Consider the following 21931-nt stretch of genomic DNA (forward strand, 5'->3'; position numbering starts at 1 on the left):
ATTGAATTATTACCTGAAAATTTTTCCATTCAAGGAAATTTAAATCTAAGAAACACTAAAATTAAATTTTTACCCAAAAATTTGTTTATTGGTGGCAATTTAGATCTGAGCTATAGTGATATAAGAACATTGCCGGAAAATTTATTTGTTAATGGCTCTTTAAACTGTGAGTTTTCAAAAATTGAGTTTTTATCAAAAAATATTATTGTTAATGGTGATATAATTCTAAGACATACTCCAATCGAAATTTTACCTGAAGATTTTTCTATCAACGGCAGTTTAGATTTGGGATTTTCTAATATAAAAAAATTACCAGAAAATTTAAAAATTGCTGGTTATTTGAATTTAACTAACACTTCAATCGATATATTGCCTGACAATTTGTCAGTTGATGGAAATTTAAATTTAGTCAATACAAATGTTAAAAGATTGCCTAAAAATTTATCAGTCGGTGGGAGGTTATTTGTAAACAAAAATAACTCTTTGGAATAATATAAATACTACTACAGTAAGATGCGACTGCTAAGCTACTAGGCAAAAGACGCAACTAAAATCAGGTATCTTTTAACCAACGACTCTAATTTTCACGGTCCTCACTATCCCTACGACGCACACGTCCGTACCCACAGTAAACAAAGTGCCAGCGTACTACTACGATGCTGAACACCGCCTAATCGAAGTGCGTATCGAAAAATTAAACTGTACCGAACGTTATGGCTATGTCTACGATGCCTTAGGCCGGCGTATCGAAAAGCACCAGATAGACCGATCGGACAAAGCCTGCAACCTTACCCACTTCCTGTGGAACGGACTAAGAATGATTCAGGAAACCCGTACCGACAGAAGCAAAAGCGTCTACATTTACACTGATGAAAGCGGCTATAAACCCTTAGTCAGAGTAGAGACCACCATCAGTACAGAACAAAAAGCCTGTACTACCACACCGACGTCAACGGCATCCCTGAAGAAAACAGTCACATTGTTTGAGCATGCAGCTATCAGCTGTGGGGCAGACCGATACAAGAAATCGAACATAGCCAAATACAACAGAACCTAAGGTATCAGCGACAGTATAATATGTGTATTGGGGACAATACCAAACTTTTGAGAAGTGAGTAAGAAGATATATTGAAAAAATGGAGCAGTAAAGATTGCATGGAATTTTATTTATGACAAAGGTAGTACTAGGTCAAAAAATACAATATTCTGTTTCTCAAAATAGTAAAAATGTGTTAAGCGAAGTATCTTATAATTAGGTAAATAAAATGAGTTTAGAAAATGCAGAAAATGTTTTAAAAAATTTTATTATTGCAATGAATAATTGGGAGAAACATTATTATCCACTTGTAAAAAATGGTTCATCAGAGGAAGTTCGCTTAAGTATGATTAATGATTTGAATTGTATATTTAATAAATTCTGTACAAAGAAAGAGCGAAAATATGGCCGACAAGTTTCATTGGGCTGTGGTAATCCACCTGAATATTCGCCAGATGAAAAATTTTTAAAAACCGAAGAATTGAAAAATACTAAAATAGTAATATATACTCAAGAACAAAAGGGTGTAAAAGATCAATTTCGATATACTTTACATTTTAAAAATCATGAATGGCTGATTGATAAAAAAGAAGTTTACGATGACATAGATAATAAATGGGAAAAATATACTCTTTAATTTTTCTTAAATATTATTATCAATTCAATCAACCATTTTTATTAAACTAAAGAATTTAAGTGAAAACAATTAACGTTTAATCACCTTCATAATGCTAACGTTGTCGACTTTACCGCAGGCAGCATAGCTGAAATTACTAACTATTTCTGACGTTATGCTATCAGTACAGCAAAACGGGTAACCGCATCGCCACCATACTACTGGCGGGAGCACCCTCAACAGCCTGTATTAGGTTCCACCATCTACACCAAATCTACCTAGACTACACAACCATCACCGACATCGAACGCGACCACCTAAATCGCGAAATCTTACGTAGCCAAGGACAACTCAACACCGAATTCAGCTATGACCGTAACAGCCGCCTACAACACAAACGCACAACACTATCCAACCCGACATCCTCACCGAACGCTACGACCAGTACAATAACCTCGACCAACTGGTGAGTAAAAAACACATTCATCAAGGACATACCGACTACCACTATGACCGCACCGGCCGAATCGAAAACTGTTGCACCAAGACAGAAAAAGCGAAAATCAGAACCTAATACGTTGCAGACAGTTACATAACTTATGTGGACTGCAATATACCTATGACGCATACGACCGTACCCTTAGCAAACAGATTGCAAAGGTACGCAGTACGACAGCTACGAAGCCTTAGGCAGGCGTATCGAAAAGCACAAGATAGACCGAGCGGGCAAAGCCTACAACCTTACCCACTTCCTGTGGAACGGACTAAGAATGATTCAGGAAACCCGTACCGACAGAAGCAAAAGCGTCTACATTTACACTGATGAAAGCGGCTATAAACCCTTAGTCAGAGTAGAGACTACCACCGGTACGGAACAAAAAGTGCCGTACTACCACACCGACGTCAACGGCACCCCTGAAGAAAACAGTCACATTGTTTGAGCATGTAGCTACCAGCTGTGGGGTAGACCGATACAAGAAATCGAACACAGCCAGATACAACAGAATCTAAGGTATTGGGACAGTATTTAGACAGAAAAACGGGCTTCCATTACAATACTTTCAGGTACTATGATCCCGGATATAGGCAGATTCACGCAGCCGAACCCGATTGGGCTCTTGGGTGAGTTTAATTTGTATCAGTATGCGCCTAACATCACTAATGTGGATTGATCCGTGGAGGAATAACTACGGAAAAATAAAACTTAACCAATAAAATTAATCTTTCAAACAAATATTGTTGATTTGAAAGATTGCAACTGTAAACTTAAAAAAATGCTTTACCTAAAAAGGAAAGGTAAAACTTCAATTTGCAAATGAAAGATAAATATTATGAAGAAAGATATGGCATATGCAATAGAGCTACCTTATTGGCAGGCTCCAAATGATGATATTGTTTTGAAGTCAAAAGGAGATTCATTAACTGCTTTTTTTAAAATATGGAATTCTTCTGCTAAATATTCTGTATTTACTGGTATATTCGATTTTTCTTATGTTTGGGCCATGAGATACGAACGTAATAAAAATTTAAGTTATTATATTCCTCGTGAAGACGATGATTTCCGTGCTTGCTATTGGATTGTCAAAGATTCATCCTGGCTAGAAAAATTGAAGATAGAAAGAAGTTCTTTTTTTTCTGAGTGGGATAAATATGATATTGGAGAATATTATCATTACATTATCCAAAGTGATTCATTTTATGTTGAGATTATTGCTAAAGATTTAAAAATATCAAGAAAAAAATTAACAGGTATTTTTTAAAGTATTATATAGACTAGATAATATACCTATGCTGTAGGAAAAATGGATTTTAACATAACTATTTTCACTGATTAAAAATTTGATATGAATTTAAATATTTATAGCTGGCAGTTAAATGTCGCAAAATTTTATAAGCATGTAGCTATCAGCTGTGGGGTAGACCGATACAAGAAATCGAACATAGCCAGATACAACAGAACCTAAGGTATTGGGACAGTATTTAGACAGAAAAACGGGCTTCCATTACAATACTTTTAGGTGCTACGACTCAGATATAGGCAGATTCACGCAGCCGGATCCGATTGGGCTCTTGGGTGAGTTTAATTTTATCAGTATGCGCCTAATGGGTTGATGTGGATCGAACCTAGGGGCTGGAGCTGTAAACCTTCTAAAGGATTCAAACGTAAAAACAGCGTAACTAAACGTTGGTTAAATCGTTTGACAAGTAAAAAGCCAGAAGAAATTTATGATTACTTGATATCGAAAGGGAGAAAGGTAACAAAATCATAAGCAAAAAATCCGAACGCTATTCAATATACTGTTTATGTTAAAACAACTAAATCTGGTACAACATATAAACTGGATTATCATACAGGTGGTTTTGCATCTCAACCTAATATACACAGTAATGATTATTGGAAAGTCTATAAATCAACAGGCAAAGGGCCAGATGAGGTTTTAGGTAGAATTGGCCATGGGGAATTTAAAAACTATGATCGTATTCAAGATTCACCTGTCTATATTGACGGAATGCTTATGAATGGAAAATGGAAAATGATTGATTTTAATGCAGATATAGTTAGCTATAAATCTTTAGGAAATATTGAATTGGAACGCCATATAGATTTTTATTTAGATGAAATATACAAAAATTTTACGGTCGAAGTAAAAGAATATATGACCCCTTACCCTTTTAATGAAAAAATGTATGCATATTTTTTAGAGGCTGGGACAATAATAATTTCTACTAATTCTGAAGGTGGAATTATTGCTGTAGGATGTAATGAACATTATCAAGGGAAATATAAGAAAAAATTGTATGCGGGAATTACGATGAAAGAACTTATCTTGTTAACAAAAAGTCAGCGCATTCTAAATGGTACGCTTATTGTTGACGAAGATTACGGTATGTCTTTTACACTTCCTTCACCGTATGATGAAATGGCTGATTATATTGAATCTATTCCTTTAGATTTAAAACTGAATGAGATTTTTGTTTCTGATGATTCTTTTTGGGAACCAAAAGAAAAATAATATTTATTTAAAATAATAATGTAATTTATCTCAAAAAATTAACCTACTCTAGATTGATTAGCACAAATCTTGACGTTATTGTAACACCTAGAATGAGACTTCCAACGGCACCCTGTATTAGATTATGACGTCTAACACCGCCTAATCGAAGCCGTATCGAAAACATCGACTGGGCAAAGCTAGCAACCGTCTTTTGATGCAGTTCTTGATGCCGCTAGGAAACTGATGTAGATTGTCTAACAAATATTGAAGAAAAATATAATTAATAATAGATATAAGGTATATCCATGAAGCGTGAACCACTTTATCACCTGTATTATTCAGGAATAGACGCTGTCGATCTCGTTCCCGAATGGGAGCATAAAAACAAAGAGCAATTTTGTCATTATTGCCATACACTAAAACTACCTCACGGTGGTATGAATGTAATTACGAATGGGAAAATAAGGAAAAACCTAGGTATGGCCGATGTAGGTAATTTTATGATACCTGGTATTATGTCGCTGCGCTTATTTAGTTTGCTGGGTGAAGAGGCTGAAAAACATTTAAATATAGGTTTTATTTATAATAAAGTGGAAAGTGAAAAGCATAAACAGCCATTTATAACTTTTATTAGTAAATATGATTACGTTGTACTGAGAGGTGAAAAACCATATATTTTTGATGGACAACCTATTCCTGAAAATGAGCGTCTTTTTGTTTGCCCTGAATGCCATTTCCACGCAAGAAGAGAACATGCGCCGTGGTTTTTACTTGAGAGCGAATATCCGAAGTATCCAATATGCTGTACGGAATTGGGTTTACTTTTATATGAAAGTATTTATGAAAGGCTGAAAAATATCAAATTAGTTGGGGTACTTGTAGAGAAAGTCAAGGTTAAATAGCAATATACTGATTCTGTTGAAAACGCTTTCCAACAACAAAACCAGTAGAGACAGTGAAAATTGATGAGCATTATACAAAAACAGGAAGAATTCCAGTTGGCAATCAAAACAGTGATAAACCGAAAGGACAATGTAAATGAAAATTGATTTTTTACAATTATACGCTGAAGTTGGCGTTTGCTATGAAATTACTGATGCAGTTTTAAATCCGTTGATAGAAAATCTTAATGAATTAAACAAAACTCTACCACATTATGACAAATTGTTTAAAACAACAGATTATGAATTAGTATTTACTATATCTGCTACACAAGAACACAAAAATTTAGTCTACGGTCCTACAACATCGTCAAAAAACAAAGTGGTTTATTTCACAATTTTTATACCTTATAAAACGTTTAGTTGCTATACGCAACAAATGTATTACATTCTTGATACCATCGCAGAGGGAATGATTTTTGTATTTAATAAATATAAAGTGGATCCTTCAGGGATAAACGAAGTGTTTGAAACATTAAAAACATTGATTGCAAAGGATCCAGAAAGATATCAAAAATGGTTAAAAGATCTCGAGGACTGATAATTTTGAGAATTTATAGCGCTTTACTACATTTTTATGTTTTCTCTATATCTTGAGTGGCTTTTGCTATCAATCATCGACATAACCAGTTTGAAATAATAGTTTATCAACTTAAATCTTTATTTAAATTAATGAGTTGCATCGTAATGGCGTTTAATAATTAAGTATGATATTTTATCAATACAAAATAAAAAAGCTTTTATTATAAAAATAATGTATCAATTTGATTATGTAAGGAATAAGCATGTTTAAATCAAAATATCGTATACCCAAAGATATTGATAAATGTATTACAAAGTTAAATTTAAATACCAAAATAAATCATGCCTATATCGAATTTCTAAAACGATATAATGTGATTATTTTAGATGATGAAGCTGAAATAGACTATTGTATCGATTGCGATGGCGAAGCGTTACCCTTAGAGGTTATTTTTGGTTTTTCAAAAAAAGATAGAGAAGATTTACTGGCAATCAATGACAGCTATTTAGATCGCATTCCAGAAAATTATTTAGCAATAGCTCGCCTTAATTACGGTGACCTACTTTGTTTAAGCCCGAAAGGTAAAATTTATCACTGGGATCACGAAGTTAATGATCTATATTTTGATATGAAAGGGGGCTATTTAGAACAGGATACAAACTTAAAATTGGTCGCCAACGACATTGATGCCTTATTAGCGATGATAACAAGAACAGAAGTTGAAGATGACTATGATCCAGATGAAGATGATTACAATAACCCTAACATTCCCTTTCCAGATGATAGCTTAGATTCTTTTATAGAATATCCTAAACGAATTTCAATAATTCCTGAAAACAGGCTGGCTATTTATTTAAAAAAAATGGAACTTTCTGAAAAAGGGCGTGAAGTTCTCGCTAAATTACGAGAGCAGGGTTTAATAAACTAATAGATAAATTCAAATCAAACAAAATTAACTATTATATTATCTAAAGGTGAAAAAGGACTTATGGAAATAGCTACGCACAGTGGTAAAGGCGTTAGGTTTGGAGGCTATATACGATGTCTAAAGAATTGAGAACCCAATTTGAAAAAGAATTACAAATTTTTTTAAAAGATAAATTAAAATCATATCCTTATATTAAGGTTAATAGGAATAAAATTATTTTAGACAATAAAAAGGGAGCTAAGGCAAATATATTTTTTGAATATATGAACAGTGGTTATCAATATGTATTCAATATGTATGTATATTCATCTGAAATTAAAGATTTCATTGATAATATCTCACCTCCTTACCCATCGAATCTACATAAGTTGGATAGTATTTATAAGTCAAATTATCTTGATGAAAAGAATTCTGTTCCGATTTTACTACCCAAAACAGAAAGTGGGAAAAAAAATATTTTTGATGCAATACTTAAAATATTGAATACCATCTATCTTGAAAGAGCCTATAATCTTATCGAAGTAAATAAAAAATTGATTAAGGATATAATGTATAAACCACACGCATACGCTTATCCATTTTTAATCAGTCTATATGCTATACAAAAGAATAAAATCTCGTACCAAGATATTGATTTGGAATATTTATTGAGTGAGAAAATGCTAGGATATATCAATGTTAAGGATTTAAAAATTGCATTCAATAAAGAAATAATTGATTATCCTTTATACAATATTCCTATGTTGCTTAATAAAAATAAAAGTAAAAAACTTCAAGATGCTGTTATTGAAACTGCCACAGCTTTATTCGGTTTTTTAAAAAAACATAAATTATTGATCGATATTGAGCCCTTTGATGAGCAAGGAAAATTAAAAACCGACACAGTTATAAAAAGGGAAAATGTAACACCAGAAGGTCTAGCATTATTTAATACAGCTGTAGAGGGATGGCTTAAATATTTAAATAGAAGTCAAGCTGCTAACAAATATGAAAATCTTAGTCGTCTTGAAAATGGCTTAGCTCAAATCAGAGAAAGTAAAAAATAATTAATTTTAAATATTTTACTTTTATAGTCTGTACTGGATTCAACTTTGTTATAGCCGGCTATAATTGTCATACCTTGATACTGACAGAACCCCATTGTCTTGAATAGGCAGCACCGCCGGTACGGAACAAAAAGTGCTGTACTACCACACCGATGTCAACGGTGCCCCGGAAGAACTTACTGATGAAGACGGTCATATTGTATGGGCATGCAGCTATCAGCTGTGGGGCAAAACGATACAGGAAATCGAACACAGCCTGATACAACAGAACCTAAGGTATTGGGACAGTATTTAGCAAATAAATCGGCTTACATTACAATACTTTTAGGTACTACGACCCTGATATAGGTAGATTCACACAGTTGCCCCCATAGGGCTGGCAGGTGGATTAAACCAGTATGCGTATTCACCAAACAACCTATTGATCCAGATAGATCCACTTGAATTAAGTAAATGTGGTGTTGGTGAATATAAAGATGTTGTCGGGCATCACATTATCGGAAAGCTGGTTTTAAAAATAATCCAAACTATGATCCTAAGAAAGGTTTTTCAATTAGTTAGGACTATATGAATCATAAAGAATGGCGACATCAGGATATGACTAATTATCAACTGGCTAAGAGTGGTCGCCCGAATACCTTGGCTGAACACACAAAAATAGCTGTAGATGCTCTTAAAGGCCGGTGGTGCTACCACTAAAAAGGAAAGGGATTTTGTCGCTCAATCTTTATGGAATTTAAGATCATAGGGTGTAACTTCACCATCAAATATACCGTGGAATTAGATAGGAGTAATTAATATGTCAGATAAGAAATTACTTGATTCCTTTGGTCAAGAGTTTATCTCTAGTATCAGAGATCAATCTATTTTTGAGTTTGAAGCCATATTAAATGGTAGAATGAAATCTAAAAGCTCTATTGAGCTGAGTAATGAAATAAAAGCCTTTGATGAAAATCAAATTAAAGTTTTGAAAAAGGTAGTTTTTAATTCTATTGACAGTGTTATTTATAATGTTCTTAATATGCTTGAGCAAAATGAAGAAAACATGAAGTTGTTGATATCTCAAGATGGGAATGATGGAAAAAACATTGTTGAGCTCAGTGATGGATTATCTGGTGAACTTTTTACAGAAAATGGTTGGATAGAGAAATTTAGTAAATATGAATAGATGTTATATCTAATGTCGGGAAAATCTATCTCTCCCGGCTATTTTCTAAATATTTATATCCTACCTTAAATAAAAATTCAATTAGGCCTTCCAAAGGATATTGATATGATTTATAGATTTATGATAGGTAATTATCCTGATAGTTATTGGTTTCAATATGACTCAACTGTAGTTGCCAATTACGAATTTTTACAATGCAAGGAGATTCAAACAAATAAACCCTTAGTTTTTAAAATAGAAAACAAAGTCAGTGAAAAACGTTTATTATCTTATGATTTTTTTTTCAGTGATGGTCCTGAATTTATCTCGCCTAGACTTGCCAATTTACTTTCAAACAATCAAGATTTTTTACATGATGTCCAGCTAATAGAGGCAACTATAATTGTTAATGGTTGCAGCCATTCTGGTTATAAGGCATTAAATTTTCTTCGTTTAATATCATGTATTGATATGAATAAATCTGAATATATACCATTATTAGAAAGTTTGCCTGATGGACCAAAAGAATTTTATAAAATGGTCTTTAAAGAAAATATAAATGAGCAATTTTGTATGGCAAGGTGTGAAGAATCTGAAGGGCGAATTGTGATTTCAGAGTCGTTACGACAGTTTTTTATTAAAAATAAAGTAAAAGGAATAGATTTATACACATAATTTAATTTAGTAAACCTGGCTATTAACAATAGTCAGGCAAGACATCTGATAAACGAAATGCCATCTGTGGGACGGGCTAAGCATAATTCAGGAAACCCGTACCGACAGAAGCAAAAGCGTCTATATCTACACTAATGAAAGCGGCTATGAACTCTTAGCCAGAGTAGAGACCACCACCGGTACAGAACAAAAAGTGCTGTACTACCACACCGATGTCAACGGTGCCCCGGAAGAACTCACTGATGAAGACGGTCACATTGTATGGACATGCAGCTATCAGCTGTGGGGCAAGCCGATACAGGAAATCGAACACAGCCAGATACAACAGAACCTGAGGTATCAGGGACAGTATTTAGACAGAGAAACAGGCTTACATTACAATACTTTCAGGTACTATGACCCGGATATAGGCAGATTCACGCAGCCGGACCCGATTGGGCTCTTGGGTGGGTTTAATTTGTATCAGTATGCGCCTAATTGGATACATTATCTAACCAAGGGGCTAGAGAGCCTTACTATATTGGCATTACCAATGACATTGACAGAAGAACGATTGAACATCGAGAAACTGGAAGATTATCTGCATCTGGACGAATGGAAGTATTAGAAAAAAATATTATTTATGGGCACGCAAGAGGTTATGAACAATATTATATTGAAACGTATGGAACGAGAACTGGTAAAATAAGAGAAAGAATTGTCTTCGACAAATAGAGGAAATAAATATAATTCCATCAACTATCAGCGTAATGATGATAGAGCTAAAATATTTCAAGAAACCTATAACAGTAAAAAAGCGAGTGATGTAAAGAAGGGTAAGTCAGGGAAAGGAAAGTGCTAATGAATGATTTTAAAATATGGGGTTGGGATAAAAAACCTCGTACGATGTTACGCTACATTAAAGCCGGAGACATATTCTGTTTTAAATTAGATAATCAAAATTATTGTTTTGGAAGAATTGTTATTAAATTTATAGTTGGCCATATTGCTGAAATTTTCGATATTATTTCCAATTCTCCAGATTTATCAGAAGCAAAAATTAGAAATGCTCACCGAATGATTGATCCGGTAATATTAGATAGCTATTTACTATTTGATAGAAAATTTGAAGGTGATTGGAGAATAATTGGGCATCAACAAAACTACTCACCCAATAATATGCAAAATGTATATTTTACATATGGAATAGAGCCTTGGTTTAAAAAAGTAGACATATGGCAAAATGAAACATTGATATCTGAAAAAGAAGCTGAATCTTTGCCTCGCGTATCGCCACTTAATGATTATCATATTAAACAATTAATGAAAAATTTTAATATTAAGCTGAATGTACATTAAGCTTTCTTTATAACATCTATTTTTATTATGGATATCAATTTAGTTATCTAATGAATTAAAATAATAATTTGATATCAACTTAATTTGCATTGAAAAATAATTACTATACTAATAACTAATAGTAAACATGAATATTATCTTTTTTTCATAATAAAATTGTATGTGTTTTTTAATGAATACTTAAAAAACTGATGGAAAGAAATGGTAACCAAAAAACAAATAAATCAAGTAAATTACAATATTCGGCGTCTATATAAAAGATGGGTTGTATTCATTAGCGCAATCCAGAAAAAACCATTGGATGGAGTTTTTTAATATATTTAATGATAAAGATGAATGGGATGGGGTAGACCTGAATAAGGTTAATATCTTATTTATCTATTCAGTAGCTGCACACAAACTTAAAGAGTTATTAGTTTCGATATAAGATGAACATGTACAAAAAAATGTACGCCCACAGGAGTCCAAAATTATCACTTATACAGGTCCATTAGCAGAAAAGATAGGTCTGGTGGAAATGGATGATAGATATACTTCTGTAGATCAAAAAGTTTTGATTCCACAGCTAACCGTAAAAGATTACTTAGATATTATTCAAACCAAAGAGTATGCAGGAATGAATGGAAATTCTAAAGACATCCAAAATCATCTACTTAAATTCTATGAAAATGGCATTAATTGGGATGAATCTAAAAAATTTTTATTTCCTGATGTAACATCGCCAGCACCTACCAAAATACCTTTAACCAAAGAAAATTATATGCACTAGTAAATAAACTCGTCCGCAAACTCTTTATTAAGTGTTATGTTGAACAAGTTATAACTATAGTCTACTAAATAGGAAAAGAAGGAGGTTGCCAAGATAAGTTTTGAAAGGTAAATCTGCTTTTAATTTATCATCTTTCCCAAATTACCATTACATTAACCGTAGTCGAAGCCAACACATCATTTCAGCTACAGTTCTAAGAAGATGCTTCTAAGAGAAACCGATGCTTAAGGCGCATGCAGCCATCACTACAATTAACTAAGTAAACAAATTACCACCACACGTCCGCAGCATTCGATACACTTGCGACGTACCACAGCAAACAAATTGCCAGCGGCACGCAGTATTACTACTACGATGCCTAACACCGCCTAATCGAAGCCGTATCGAAAACATCGACTGGGCAAAGCTAGCAACCGTCTTTTGATGCAGTTCTTGATGCCGCTAGGAAACTGATGTAGATTGTCTAACAAATATTGAAGAAAAATATAATTAATAATAGATATAAGGTATATGAATGATGCGTGAACAACTTTATCACCTGTATTATTCAGGAATGGACACTGTCGATATCGTTCCCGAATGGAAGCGTAAAAATAAAGAGCAATTTTGTCATTATTGCCATAGAGTAAAACTACCTCACGGTGGTATGGATGTGATTACGGATGGGAAAATCAGGAAAAATCTAGATATGCCCATGGTAGGTCGTCTTCTGATACCTAGTATTATGTCGCTGCGCTTATTTAGTTTGCTGGGTGAAGATGCTGAAAAACATTTAAATATAGGTTTTATTTATAATAAAGTGGAAAGTGAAAAGCATAAACAGCCATTTATAACTTTTATTAGTAAATATGATTACGTTGTACTGAGAGGTGAAAAACCATATATTTTTGATGGACAACCTATTCCTGAAAATGAGCGTCTTTTTGTCTGTCCTGAATGCCATTTCCACTCAAGAAGAGAAAGAGCGCCGAGGTTTTTACTTGAGAGCGAATATCCACCTTACCCAATATGCTGTACTGAAATGGGTTTGCTAATATATGAAAGTATTTATGAAAGGCTGAAAAATATTAAATTAGTTGGTGTACTTGTAGAGAAAGTCAAGGTTAAATAGCAAGATACTGATTCTATTGAAAACGCTTTCCAACAACAAAACCAGTAGCGACACTGAAAATTGAGGAGCATTATACAAAAACAGGAAAAATTCCAGTTGGCAATCAAAACAGTGATAAATCGAAAGGACGATGTAAATGAAAATTGATTTTTTATTATTGTGGGCTGAAGTTGGCATTCGCTACGAAATTACAAATACGGTTTTAAATCCGTTGATAAAAAATCTCAATAAATTAAACAAAACGCTTCCACATTATGACAAATTGTTTAAAACAACAGATTATGATTTAGTTTTTACTATCTCTGCCACGCAAGAACACAAAAATTTAGTCTACGGTCCTTTAACCTTATCAAAACGCAAAGAGGTGCATTTCTCAATTTTTATACCTTATAAAACGTTTAGTTGTTATACGCAACAAATGTTCTATGTTCTTGATACCATCGCAGAGGGAATTATTTTTGTATTTAATAAATATAAAGTGGATCCTTCAGGGATAAACGAAGTGTTTGAAACATTAAAAACATTGATTGCAAAGGATCCAGAAAGATATCAAAAATGGCTGAAAGATCTCGAGGATTGATAACTTAAAAACTAATAGTGCCTAAGGCGTCATTGCCAGAGTTGGAAAAAATATATATAGCTATTAATTGTGCGGCAAACCGATACAAGAAATAGAATATAGCCAGATATAACAGAATTTAAGGTATTAGGGACAGTATTTAGGCAAAAAAGTAGAAGAAGCCGGTCTGGTTGCATTTGATTTTTCAAAAGAAATAGAACTTTCATAAAAATAAATAATGCTAATCAAGTACGGTTAAAATCTTGTTGGTACTAGACTATATTATTATGAATAGAGAAAGTTTTACTATTGATGAAAAAAATATCCAATTGGTTGGAGATTCAACTCTACAGAATGCATCTTATCTTCTGAAGAAAAAAAGAGGATAATTTTTCTTGATGAAGATGAATCTAGTCGCTTTTGGGATATGATGTTTCCATTTGAACATTTAATAAAAATGAAGTCATCATTCTGTTCTATTAGAAAAAAAGTTGATTTAAATTTTGATTATCCAAAAAAATCTTCTCATTTTTTTGTAAATAAATTAATAGATGTACCATTTGTGTTTTTCTTCTGGAATAAAAAAGCAAGTGCAATTGTCCCAGTAAATATTTTCATAAAATCATGGAATGATTTTTTTTACCCTAGTGACGAAACAAGTATTCTATTTATCGCCTCTAAAAATAGAATGATCTTTTCTTATAACGAAACGTTTTTTTACGCTGATATATTGAGTAATTTAAATTCACAAATAATAGATGGATGAATATGAATGACTTAAGGTTATTGTTTTTAAACGGATTATTTTATCTGCTTGATAATAATTATACTGCGTCAAACGTGGCGAATTATGCTTTTGAATTCTATTTAGATCATCGTATTACTGATGCAAAACTAGCCTATGTTATCGATTATTTAAGCGGCATTGATGCAAGTCCAGAATTTGAAATGGATAAAGACGACGTCATCTCTTTTATTAATAACAATTTACTACAATCCTAACTAAGCGAGAAAACTTGCTTATAGCGTTTTACTACACTTTTATGTTTTCTCTATATCTTGAGTGGCTTTTGCTGTCGAACATCAAAATCACCAGTTTAGAATAATAGTTTATCAACTTAAATATTTATTTAAATTAATGAGTTGCATCGTAATGGCGTTTAATAATTAAGTATGATATTTTATCAATACAAAATAAAAAAGCTTTTATTATAAAAATAATGCATCAATTTGATTATGTAAGGAATAAGCATGTTTAAATCAAAATATCGTATACCCAAAGATATTGATAAATGTATTACAAAGTTAAATTTAAATACCAAAATAAATCATGCCTATATCGAATTTCTAAAACGATATAATGTGATTATTTTAGATGATGAAGCTGAAATAGACTATTGTATCGATTGCGATGGCGAAGCGTTACCCTTAGAGGTTATTTTTGGTTTTTCAAAAAAAGATAGAGAAGATTTACTGGCAATCAATGACAGCTATTTAGATCGCATTCCAGAAAATTATTTAGCAATAGCTCGCCTTAATTACGGTGACCTACTTTGTTTAAGCCCGAAAGGTAAAATTTATCACTGGGATCACGAAGTTAATGATCTATATTTTGATATGAAAGGGGGGTATTTAGAACAAAATACAAACTTAAAATTGGTCGCCAACGACATTGATGCCTTATTAGCAATGATAACAAGAACAGAAGTCGAAGACGATTATGATCCAGATGAAGATGATTACAATAACCCTAACATTCCTTTTCCAGATGATACCATAGATTCTTTCATAAAATATCCTAAACGAATTTCAATAATTCCTGAAAACAGGCTGGCTATTTATTTAAAAAAAATGGAACTTTCTGAAAAAGGGCGTGAAGTACTAACTAAATTACGTGAACAAGATTTAATAAAATAAAAAAATATTCATTACCAAAATAGTCAATATGTAAATTGGTTAAAACTGATTTTATAGCTGACATCTTCGCTTTTTCATTTATAGCAGAAAAGTGTACAGCGTAAGATGTCATTCAAGTCATGATGTCATTTTGCCTGTTTGTTACAGTGTCACGATATAACTATTCGATTGAATAAAAACTTATTAAGCAAAGTAACGCAGTAGTAGGGTTAATTAACCAGGGGAAAAGCTAAGATAATACCCACCCAACGCTATAGATTTATCATTAGGTGAAAGGGATGTTTGACAAAAATAATTTTTATGAATGCGAAAAGAAGTTAACTATTGATAACCTAACAGAATGTGAAAATAAGTTAGGTATTCAATTACCGTCATCCTTAAAACAGCTGTATCTTACTTGCAATGGTGGCCTTGTATATAAGAGCGTGTATAAGGTAGGCGAGCCAGCTTATATTGTTGAAATTTCAAATTTTATTCCAATAAAATATAATCAAGCATTTAAAAATGATCCCAAATTTGTAATAGAGGGAATTGCATTACAACATTGGAATGAAGACAAATTACCTAAGTTTCTACTACCATTTGCTCGCAGTTACCAGAATGGATTTTTATGTATAAATATTGATACTGGTGCTATATATCAATACCTAAGATCAGTTTGGGATACAACGCTTAGTAAAGAACAAAATTTCGAAAAAAATAGTATTTATTTATCTGAATCTTTAGAACATTTCTTAGGTTGTCTGACCGCGGATGAAGAAGATAACGATTACGCTATCGAATATGAAGATATCAAACCCCGTAAAAGTAACCAATTTTATCATTCTGAAAAATCAATTGATACCAATGATATTGCTGAGATTGAAAGTATCTTAAAAATTAAAATCCCCGAACAATTAAAAGCGTTTTTATTAAAACAGAATGGTGGAATGCCCGAAAATAATACTTGGATCGATCCACAAGGCGAATATGATTATGTCACGATTCATGAATTAGTTCCGATAAAATATTATGCAACTTTAAATGATAATAAAGCCTATTTGATGGATCATATTGCCCAACAATTTTGGAATAGAGAATTATTGTCGAAACAATTATTGCCGTTTGCCAACGACGCGGGTGGTAACTACTTTTGTATTAATATCAACAATGGAAAAATTTACTATTGCACCTTTGATACATGGTCTGACAATCTATCGGTATTAGATAATCAAAGCAAAAGTACACTTTTCCTGTGTAATAGCTTTAATGAATTTATGTCTAAATTAATTTGTGATGAAGATCTGGAAGATTTTTAAAAATATCTGATGACTAATAGTACTGCGCAAGATTAATACCGATAACGCATTTAACATAGAAATTGCTTTTGTAATATCGTACACGATAAAATAATACACAATATATTGTGTATTAAACGTATTGTTTATGATCGATTTTTCTTATTTATCCGATTTCGATGGCATTAAACCATCGTTAATTTTACATGATAATATCATTAAAAAATTAGAAAACTCATTTTGCTATTTAAAAGAAAAAACTGGGATTTCTATTGACCCATATGGTAAAACCAGAATTTATCCCGATCATCAAAAAATACTTATTAGCTATTTAGCAAAGAGTAAAGACAGCGACATTATCAACTTTATTAATTTTCTTGTTAAAGCTAGCAATGAAAATGAAATTATCATCGCAGAGGGTGATTAAAAAAAACAGGTCGAGTATTATTCAATACTTGAATTGAAAACAAATATACCGTGTAAGTTATAAAAATAGTGGCTAAAGAATGATTGATAAACAGCCATTATTTGAAAATTATTAAATGGTTAAAGGTATTGGGATAAAAAATGTTAGAAATTAATGCATTCGAAAGATTATTAGACATATTAAAAAAACATGATGATGGTCAGTACTTAGCTAAAAGCCCAAAAGAGGTGGATTCATCCTATTTACATAACAATCAATGTTTAATCGAGTTTTACCGTCAATTTGAGCTACAACAGCTTGTTATAGAGACGGGCATGTCTTCTTTAGCATTTATTGACTATTTAAATTTAGAACAACGAAACAGCAATTACTCTTTTTCTAATTTAAAAAAGCAAGATTATATTGTTTTTTTAGAACAGAACGGAGGCGGCGAACCTATCTTATTCAACTTTCATAATGAGAACAATAGCCCCTCTATTTTTGCTGCATATGACGTTTTAGAACCGTTCAAAATCGCCGATAATTTTCTTCAATTTATACAAGCATTAACCGTAATTGTTGATATTGTCTATAACCAATATAATATTTATGAAATATATACAAATGATGATTGTGATGAAATAAAACCTGAATTTTTACCCAAAATAAAAATGGCGCTTTCTCCGATTTTAGGCGAAAACATTGATCGTTTTATGCAATATTTTTATGGTTAATAAGTTTGCCTAAAATGCAATTATTAGTTAGCTAAAAATTAATAATTTTTCAAATAGAGTGATGACTAGTCCATTCATAATAAGAGCAAAAATACAATATTCTGTTTTTAAAAATAGGGAAAAACGTTAAGTGAAGTCTATTATTATCAACCCAAGCCACCATCTTTATTAAACTTAAGAATTTAAGTGGAAGAAGAAATTCAAGAGACTACAGGGATATTCAATAAAATGTACATAAATATAATGCCAAGATAGGTTGTCAATAATGAATAAAGAATGGAGCCCAATGTTTCAAATTGAGATAATGGATATTATTAATAGTTTACAACTTAACAAGTTACATGTTGGATCACCGGATTCTCTTATTGATGAAACATTGGGTGAACCAGAACTACCAAAAGCAAAACTAAATAAAAAATCTAAAATATACAACTATTTGTATGGTAATGTCAGCGTTTTATCTGAAAATAACATTGTAATAAATATAAGTATTGATATGCATGGTATTAGAAAAAAGATGGTGACGCTAGGTAGCGTAAATGACTGGACACTAGATAAATGGCTCGAACTATCTAAATTAAAAAAATGGAATATAAATAAATTTTGCGATGTTGTTAATCTTGAAGGAAAAGGCTTGATTATTTCTTTATCATTGGAAGGCAAATTAACGATGCTCACACTTAATTAAACAGTTTAAAAATAGATTATAAAGATCACAAAAATAGCATAAAATATATACCATGCCGATGGTTTGGTGGCAGCAAAAAATAACGTATCGTTAATAATGATTGGAGATAATAAATGAAAACTATTATGGGTATTGATGGATTATTAGTTCTTTATAAAGAGCGTCCAGAATTATTTGGTTTTTTATATACAAGTACTAAAAAAAGCTATGAAAAACAAAATATAAGAAATGGAACTTTTTATCTTCCTGAAAACGATGAAGAAGAAGAGGAACTGAGTGAGTTATGTGATGAATATCCTGATAAGTATCAAGATTGGATAGAATATCAAACTTTTTTAGATATTATTGAGTATAAATTAGACCATCATCCTAATGCTACAAAAGAGGATATATTAGATGCTCTTGTTTATTATCTTGAAAATGATGCTTTTTTAGATTAATAAAATGAAGGATGTCGTTGGACTTACCATTTTAAATACGTAACATTATTTACAATATTAAATATTTTATTACTGAATTTATTCATTTAATAAGCTATCTTTTATTTATATGTTGACTTCAAGCATAAGTAAATAGTTGTTACAAAGTGGTTTATTTATCAATATTATTTTGTTTATGAAAAAGCAAATCATATGGAAAAGTTTTTAACATTACTGAATAAGAAAAAAATAGAATTTGTTTTACAAGACAATAAAATAACTGTATTTCAAGATTTAAATTTAAGAAATAGTGGAATTTCAGTTTTACCAGACTATTTAACAGTGCATGGCAATCTAATTTTAACTTATACAAGAATTAGAGCATTACCAAAAAACTTTTTAGTTACTGGCGATTTAGATTTAAGTAATACAGAAATCAAAATATTACCAGAAGAACTACACGTAAAGGGTTGTGTTTATTTAACCAATACCGAACTCAGTGCATTACCCTCAAAATTTTTTACTGATGGAAGCCTAAATCTAGCAAATACAGAATTAACTACTTTACCAAAAAATTTAAATGTAAAAGGTGATTTAAATTTAACAATGACAAAAATCAAAGTATTGCCTGAAAAATTTTTTGTTGGAGGTAGTTTATATTTAGGTTTTACTGAATTAAAAACATTACCTGAAAACCTTTCTATTAAAGGCAATTTGGATTTGAAATTTTCAAATATCGAGACTTTACCTGAAAATCTATCCGTTGAGGGTAATTTAAATATTGAATCCACTAAAATTCGTGTATTACCTAAAAGTTTATATGTTAAATTAGGCATATATTTGGATGTAAATGAAATACAGAATGTTGTTTATTTTCAAATGTCTGAAGATAATCCTCAATTACTTTTTGTTTGTTGGGTTAACGGCGGAATTTCAATTCAAACTAAGGATTTTTGGGGTACAATGGCTCAGTTTGAACAAATGTTAGATAAAAATTATTCTGAAAAGAAAGCTGTAAAATATAAAGAAATTGCAAACAAATGCATGAAAGAATTAATGAATAAGTTAAACAATATATAGTTTTTATTAAATCAGTCTTATTATAGAAATAAATACTAAAAAAATTTCACAGCTATAGTAACCGTGCCGTCGACTTTAACCTTAAACAGCCAGACCCATTTGGGTTACTAACTGGGTTTAACCTCAATTAGTGTCATCTTAACTTCATGATATGGATTGAACCATCTGTATTAAATGTAAAATAATTTTCATGTTCTAGGAGTATAAAATCTTTATAAGAACACCCCCAAACTGTAAAATCAAAAAAAAGTTAATAATTTATTACTAAAAGCATGATAAATATTAAACGTAAGGATAGATAGTGATGAGTAATGTTTTAGTTGAAAAAATCATTGCGGCTATAGAGCAGGGTAAGGTTAGAGGTTTTGATGAAATAAAAGAGATAGACGGTGAGCGATTTTTTTTTCAATATGCACTTAAAAAGAAAAATGGTTTATATAATGCCTATATTTTTCATATCATGGAAAAGAAAATAGAAATTATAGAAGATTATGGGGTAGAAGACATTAAGCAATTTACAAATATATCAGATGCACTAAATTATTTTAAATCATTGGATATAAATGTACAAAAATTCTCTGGTATAAAGGGTGTTTTACCAATTTGAATGATATCGAAATTAATATCTGATCTGTTTTTATTTATGGATGATATTTTTGGAGTTAAAATGTTTACATCAAAATACAGTGTTCCAAAAGATATTGATAAATGTATTACAAAGTTAAATTTAAATACAAAAATAAATCATGCCGATATCGAATTTCTAAAACAATATAATGTGATTATTTTAGATGATGAAGCTGAAATAGACTATTGTATTAATTGCGATGGCGAAGCGTTACCCTTAGAGGTTATTTTTGGTTTTTCAAAAGAAGATACAGAAGATTTACTGGCAATCAATGACAGCTATTTAGATCGCATTCCAGAAAATTATTTAGCGATAGCTAGCCTTAATTATGGTGACCTACTTTGTTTAAGCCCGAAGGGTAAAATTTATCACTGGGGTCACGAAGTTAATGATCTATATTTTGATATGAAAGGGGGTATTTAGAACAAGATACAAACTTAAAATTGGTCGCCAACGACATTGATGCCTTATTAGCGATGATAACAAGAATAGAAGTCGAAGATGACTATGATCCAGATGAAGATGATTACAATAACCCGAATATTCCTTTTTCAGATGATAGCTTAGATTCTTTCATAAAATATCCTAAATCAATTTCAATAACGCCTGAAAACAGACGTGCTATTTATTTAAAAAAATGGAACTTTCTGAAAAAGGGCGTGAAGTTCTCGCTAAATTACGAGAGCAGGGTTTAATAAACTAATAGATAAATTCAAATCAAACAAAATTAACTATTATATTATCTAAAGGTGAAAAAGGACTTATGGAAATAGCTACGCACAGTGGTAAAAGCGTTAGGTTTGGAGGCAATATACGATGTCTAAAGAATTGAGAACCCAATTTGAAAAAGAATTACAAATTTTTTTAAAAGATAAATTAAAATCATATCCTTATATTAAAGTTAATAGGAATAAAATTATTTTAGACAATAAAAAGGAAGCAAAGCAGTAATATTACTTACATACCAAAATGCCAGTCATACATATGTATTTTACATGAATGTATATTCAACTGAAATCACAAATTTTATTGATAGCATTCAACCTCCTTACTCTTCAAATTTCGATAATAAGGATATAGTTTATAATTCATATTAT

General features: G+C 31.5%; 28 protein-coding genes and 3 pseudogenes. All 31 read left to right on the top strand.

Annotated features, from left to right (window positions below):
- Nucleotides 1–492: hypothetical protein (locus A9G03_RS12535; RefSeq protein WP_065798529.1), on the top strand; the 492-nt coding region annotated here is incomplete at its 5' end.
- Between the two features lie 773 nt (nucleotides 493–1265).
- Nucleotides 1266–1673, top strand: a complete 408-nt coding sequence (locus tag A9G03_RS04565) for an NTF2 fold immunity protein (protein ID WP_065633234.1) — start codon at nucleotides 1266–1268, stop codon at nucleotides 1671–1673.
- A 1310-nt stretch (nucleotides 1674–2983) separates the two neighbouring features.
- A complete protein-coding gene (locus tag A9G03_RS04570; protein ID WP_065798530.1) occupies nucleotides 2984–3412 on the top strand; it encodes a hypothetical protein in 429 nt (142 codons plus the stop codon).
- Nucleotides 3413–3555: 143 nt separating this feature from the next.
- Nucleotides 3556–3790: pseudogene (locus A9G03_RS12825) on the top strand (RHS repeat-associated core domain-containing protein); the annotation flags it as partial.
- 378 nt (nucleotides 3791–4168) lie between these two features.
- Nucleotides 4169–4666 (top strand): hypothetical protein, encoded by a 498-nt coding sequence (locus A9G03_RS04575; protein WP_218056791.1) that lies wholly within the window; start codon nucleotides 4169–4171, stop codon nucleotides 4664–4666.
- Nucleotides 4667–4953: 287 nt separating this feature from the next.
- Complete coding sequence (locus A9G03_RS04580; protein ID WP_065798531.1) at nucleotides 4954–5550, top strand: hypothetical protein; 597 nt, start codon at nucleotides 4954–4956, stop codon at nucleotides 5548–5550.
- A gap of 136 nt (nucleotides 5551–5686) precedes the next feature.
- Nucleotides 5687–6130 carry a hypothetical protein gene (locus tag A9G03_RS04585; protein WP_065798532.1) on the top strand — a complete coding sequence of 148 codons (444 nt, stop codon included), beginning with the start codon at nucleotides 5687–5689 and terminating at the stop codon, nucleotides 6128–6130.
- Nucleotides 6131–6374: 244 nt separating this feature from the next.
- Nucleotides 6375–7040, top strand: coding sequence for an SMI1/KNR4 family protein (locus A9G03_RS04590; RefSeq protein WP_065798533.1), 666 nt, complete (start codon nucleotides 6375–6377; stop codon nucleotides 7038–7040).
- Between the two features lie 113 nt (nucleotides 7041–7153).
- Entirely contained in the window at nucleotides 7154–8086 is a 933-nt protein-coding gene (locus A9G03_RS12315; protein WP_082209400.1) for a hypothetical protein, read from the top strand.
- Between the two features lie 115 nt (nucleotides 8087–8201).
- Nucleotides 8202–8549 (top strand): annotated as a pseudogene (locus A9G03_RS12830) (RHS repeat domain-containing protein); the annotation flags it as partial.
- Nucleotides 8550–8885: 336 nt separating this feature from the next.
- Nucleotides 8886–9254, top strand: a complete 369-nt coding sequence (locus tag A9G03_RS04600) for a hypothetical protein (RefSeq protein WP_065633672.1) — start codon at nucleotides 8886–8888, stop codon at nucleotides 9252–9254.
- Nucleotides 9255–9359: 105 nt separating this feature from the next.
- The gene (locus A9G03_RS04605) at nucleotides 9360–9908 is read left to right on the top strand and encodes a hypothetical protein (protein WP_065798534.1); all 549 of its coding nucleotides are present in this window, start codon (nucleotides 9360–9362) and stop codon (nucleotides 9906–9908) included.
- A gap of 64 nt (nucleotides 9909–9972) precedes the next feature.
- Nucleotides 9973–10398: pseudogene (locus A9G03_RS12835) on the top strand (RHS repeat-associated core domain-containing protein); the annotation flags it as partial.
- Complete coding sequence (locus A9G03_RS12710; protein ID WP_257006532.1) at nucleotides 10386–10622, top strand: hypothetical protein; 237 nt, start codon at nucleotides 10386–10388, stop codon at nucleotides 10620–10622. The pseudogene A9G03_RS12835 and the gene A9G03_RS12710, both read left to right, overlap by 13 nt.
- Nucleotides 10623–10748: 126 nt before the next feature.
- On the top strand, nucleotides 10749–11246 hold the full coding sequence (locus A9G03_RS04615; RefSeq protein WP_065798536.1) for an immunity 26/phosphotriesterase HocA family protein: 498 nt from the start codon (nucleotides 10749–10751) through the stop codon (nucleotides 11244–11246).
- Between the two features lie 517 nt (nucleotides 11247–11763).
- Nucleotides 11764–12015, top strand: coding sequence for a hypothetical protein (locus A9G03_RS04620; protein ID WP_065798537.1), 252 nt, complete (start codon nucleotides 11764–11766; stop codon nucleotides 12013–12015).
- A gap of 514 nt (nucleotides 12016–12529) precedes the next feature.
- Entirely contained in the window at nucleotides 12530–13126 is a 597-nt protein-coding gene (locus A9G03_RS04625) for a hypothetical protein (RefSeq protein WP_218837091.1), read from the top strand.
- A gap of 136 nt (nucleotides 13127–13262) precedes the next feature.
- Nucleotides 13263–13706, top strand: coding sequence for a hypothetical protein (locus A9G03_RS04630; RefSeq protein ID WP_065798538.1), 444 nt, complete (start codon nucleotides 13263–13265; stop codon nucleotides 13704–13706).
- A 409-nt stretch (nucleotides 13707–14115) separates the two neighbouring features.
- A complete protein-coding gene (locus A9G03_RS04635; protein WP_065798539.1) occupies nucleotides 14116–14451 on the top strand; it encodes a hypothetical protein in 336 nt (111 codons plus the stop codon).
- 2 nt (nucleotides 14452–14453) lie between these two features.
- On the top strand, nucleotides 14454–14687 hold the full coding sequence (locus A9G03_RS04640; protein ID WP_065798540.1) for a hypothetical protein: 234 nt from the start codon (nucleotides 14454–14456) through the stop codon (nucleotides 14685–14687).
- Nucleotides 14688–14936: 249 nt separating this feature from the next.
- Nucleotides 14937–15602: an SMI1/KNR4 family protein gene (locus A9G03_RS04645; protein ID WP_065798541.1), complete on the top strand. Its 666-nt coding sequence runs from the start codon at nucleotides 14937–14939 to the stop codon at nucleotides 15600–15602.
- 278 nt (nucleotides 15603–15880) lie between these two features.
- Nucleotides 15881–16900 (top strand): SMI1/KNR4 family protein, encoded by a 1020-nt coding sequence (locus A9G03_RS04650; RefSeq protein WP_065798542.1) that lies wholly within the window; start codon nucleotides 15881–15883, stop codon nucleotides 16898–16900.
- Between the two features lie 127 nt (nucleotides 16901–17027).
- Complete coding sequence (locus A9G03_RS04655; protein WP_065798543.1) at nucleotides 17028–17306, top strand: hypothetical protein; 279 nt, start codon at nucleotides 17028–17030, stop codon at nucleotides 17304–17306.
- Nucleotides 17307–17446: 140 nt separating this feature from the next.
- A complete protein-coding gene (locus A9G03_RS04660) occupies nucleotides 17447–18019 on the top strand; it encodes a hypothetical protein (RefSeq protein ID WP_065798544.1) in 573 nt (190 codons plus the stop codon).
- A gap of 265 nt (nucleotides 18020–18284) precedes the next feature.
- Nucleotides 18285–18707, top strand: coding sequence for a hypothetical protein (locus A9G03_RS04665; RefSeq protein ID WP_082209401.1), 423 nt, complete (start codon nucleotides 18285–18287; stop codon nucleotides 18705–18707).
- Nucleotides 18708–18820: 113 nt separating this feature from the next.
- A complete protein-coding gene (locus tag A9G03_RS04670) occupies nucleotides 18821–19147 on the top strand; it encodes a DUF7716 domain-containing protein (RefSeq protein WP_065632880.1) in 327 nt (108 codons plus the stop codon).
- Between the two features lie 192 nt (nucleotides 19148–19339).
- The gene (locus A9G03_RS04675) at nucleotides 19340–20206 is read left to right on the top strand and encodes a hypothetical protein (RefSeq protein ID WP_065798545.1); all 867 of its coding nucleotides are present in this window, start codon (nucleotides 19340–19342) and stop codon (nucleotides 20204–20206) included.
- A gap of 304 nt (nucleotides 20207–20510) precedes the next feature.
- On the top strand, nucleotides 20511–20813 hold the full coding sequence (locus tag A9G03_RS04680) for a hypothetical protein (RefSeq protein WP_065798546.1): 303 nt from the start codon (nucleotides 20511–20513) through the stop codon (nucleotides 20811–20813).
- 60 nt (nucleotides 20814–20873) lie between these two features.
- Nucleotides 20874–21257, top strand: a complete 384-nt coding sequence (locus tag A9G03_RS04685; RefSeq protein WP_179854739.1) for an SMI1/KNR4 family protein — start codon at nucleotides 20874–20876, stop codon at nucleotides 21255–21257.
- 20 nt (nucleotides 21258–21277) lie between these two features.
- Nucleotides 21278–21529 (top strand): hypothetical protein, encoded by a 252-nt coding sequence (locus tag A9G03_RS04690; RefSeq protein ID WP_065798548.1) that lies wholly within the window; start codon nucleotides 21278–21280, stop codon nucleotides 21527–21529.
- 121 nt (nucleotides 21530–21650) lie between these two features.
- Nucleotides 21651–21785, top strand: coding sequence for a hypothetical protein (locus tag A9G03_RS12715; protein WP_257006531.1), 135 nt, complete (start codon nucleotides 21651–21653; stop codon nucleotides 21783–21785).
- Nucleotides 21786–21931 lie beyond the last annotated feature (146 nt).

Source organism: Gilliamella sp. wkB171 (assembly GCF_001693755.1).
GTDB classification, from domain to species: domain Bacteria; phylum Pseudomonadota; class Gammaproteobacteria; order Enterobacterales; family Orbaceae; genus Gilliamella; species Gilliamella apicola_F.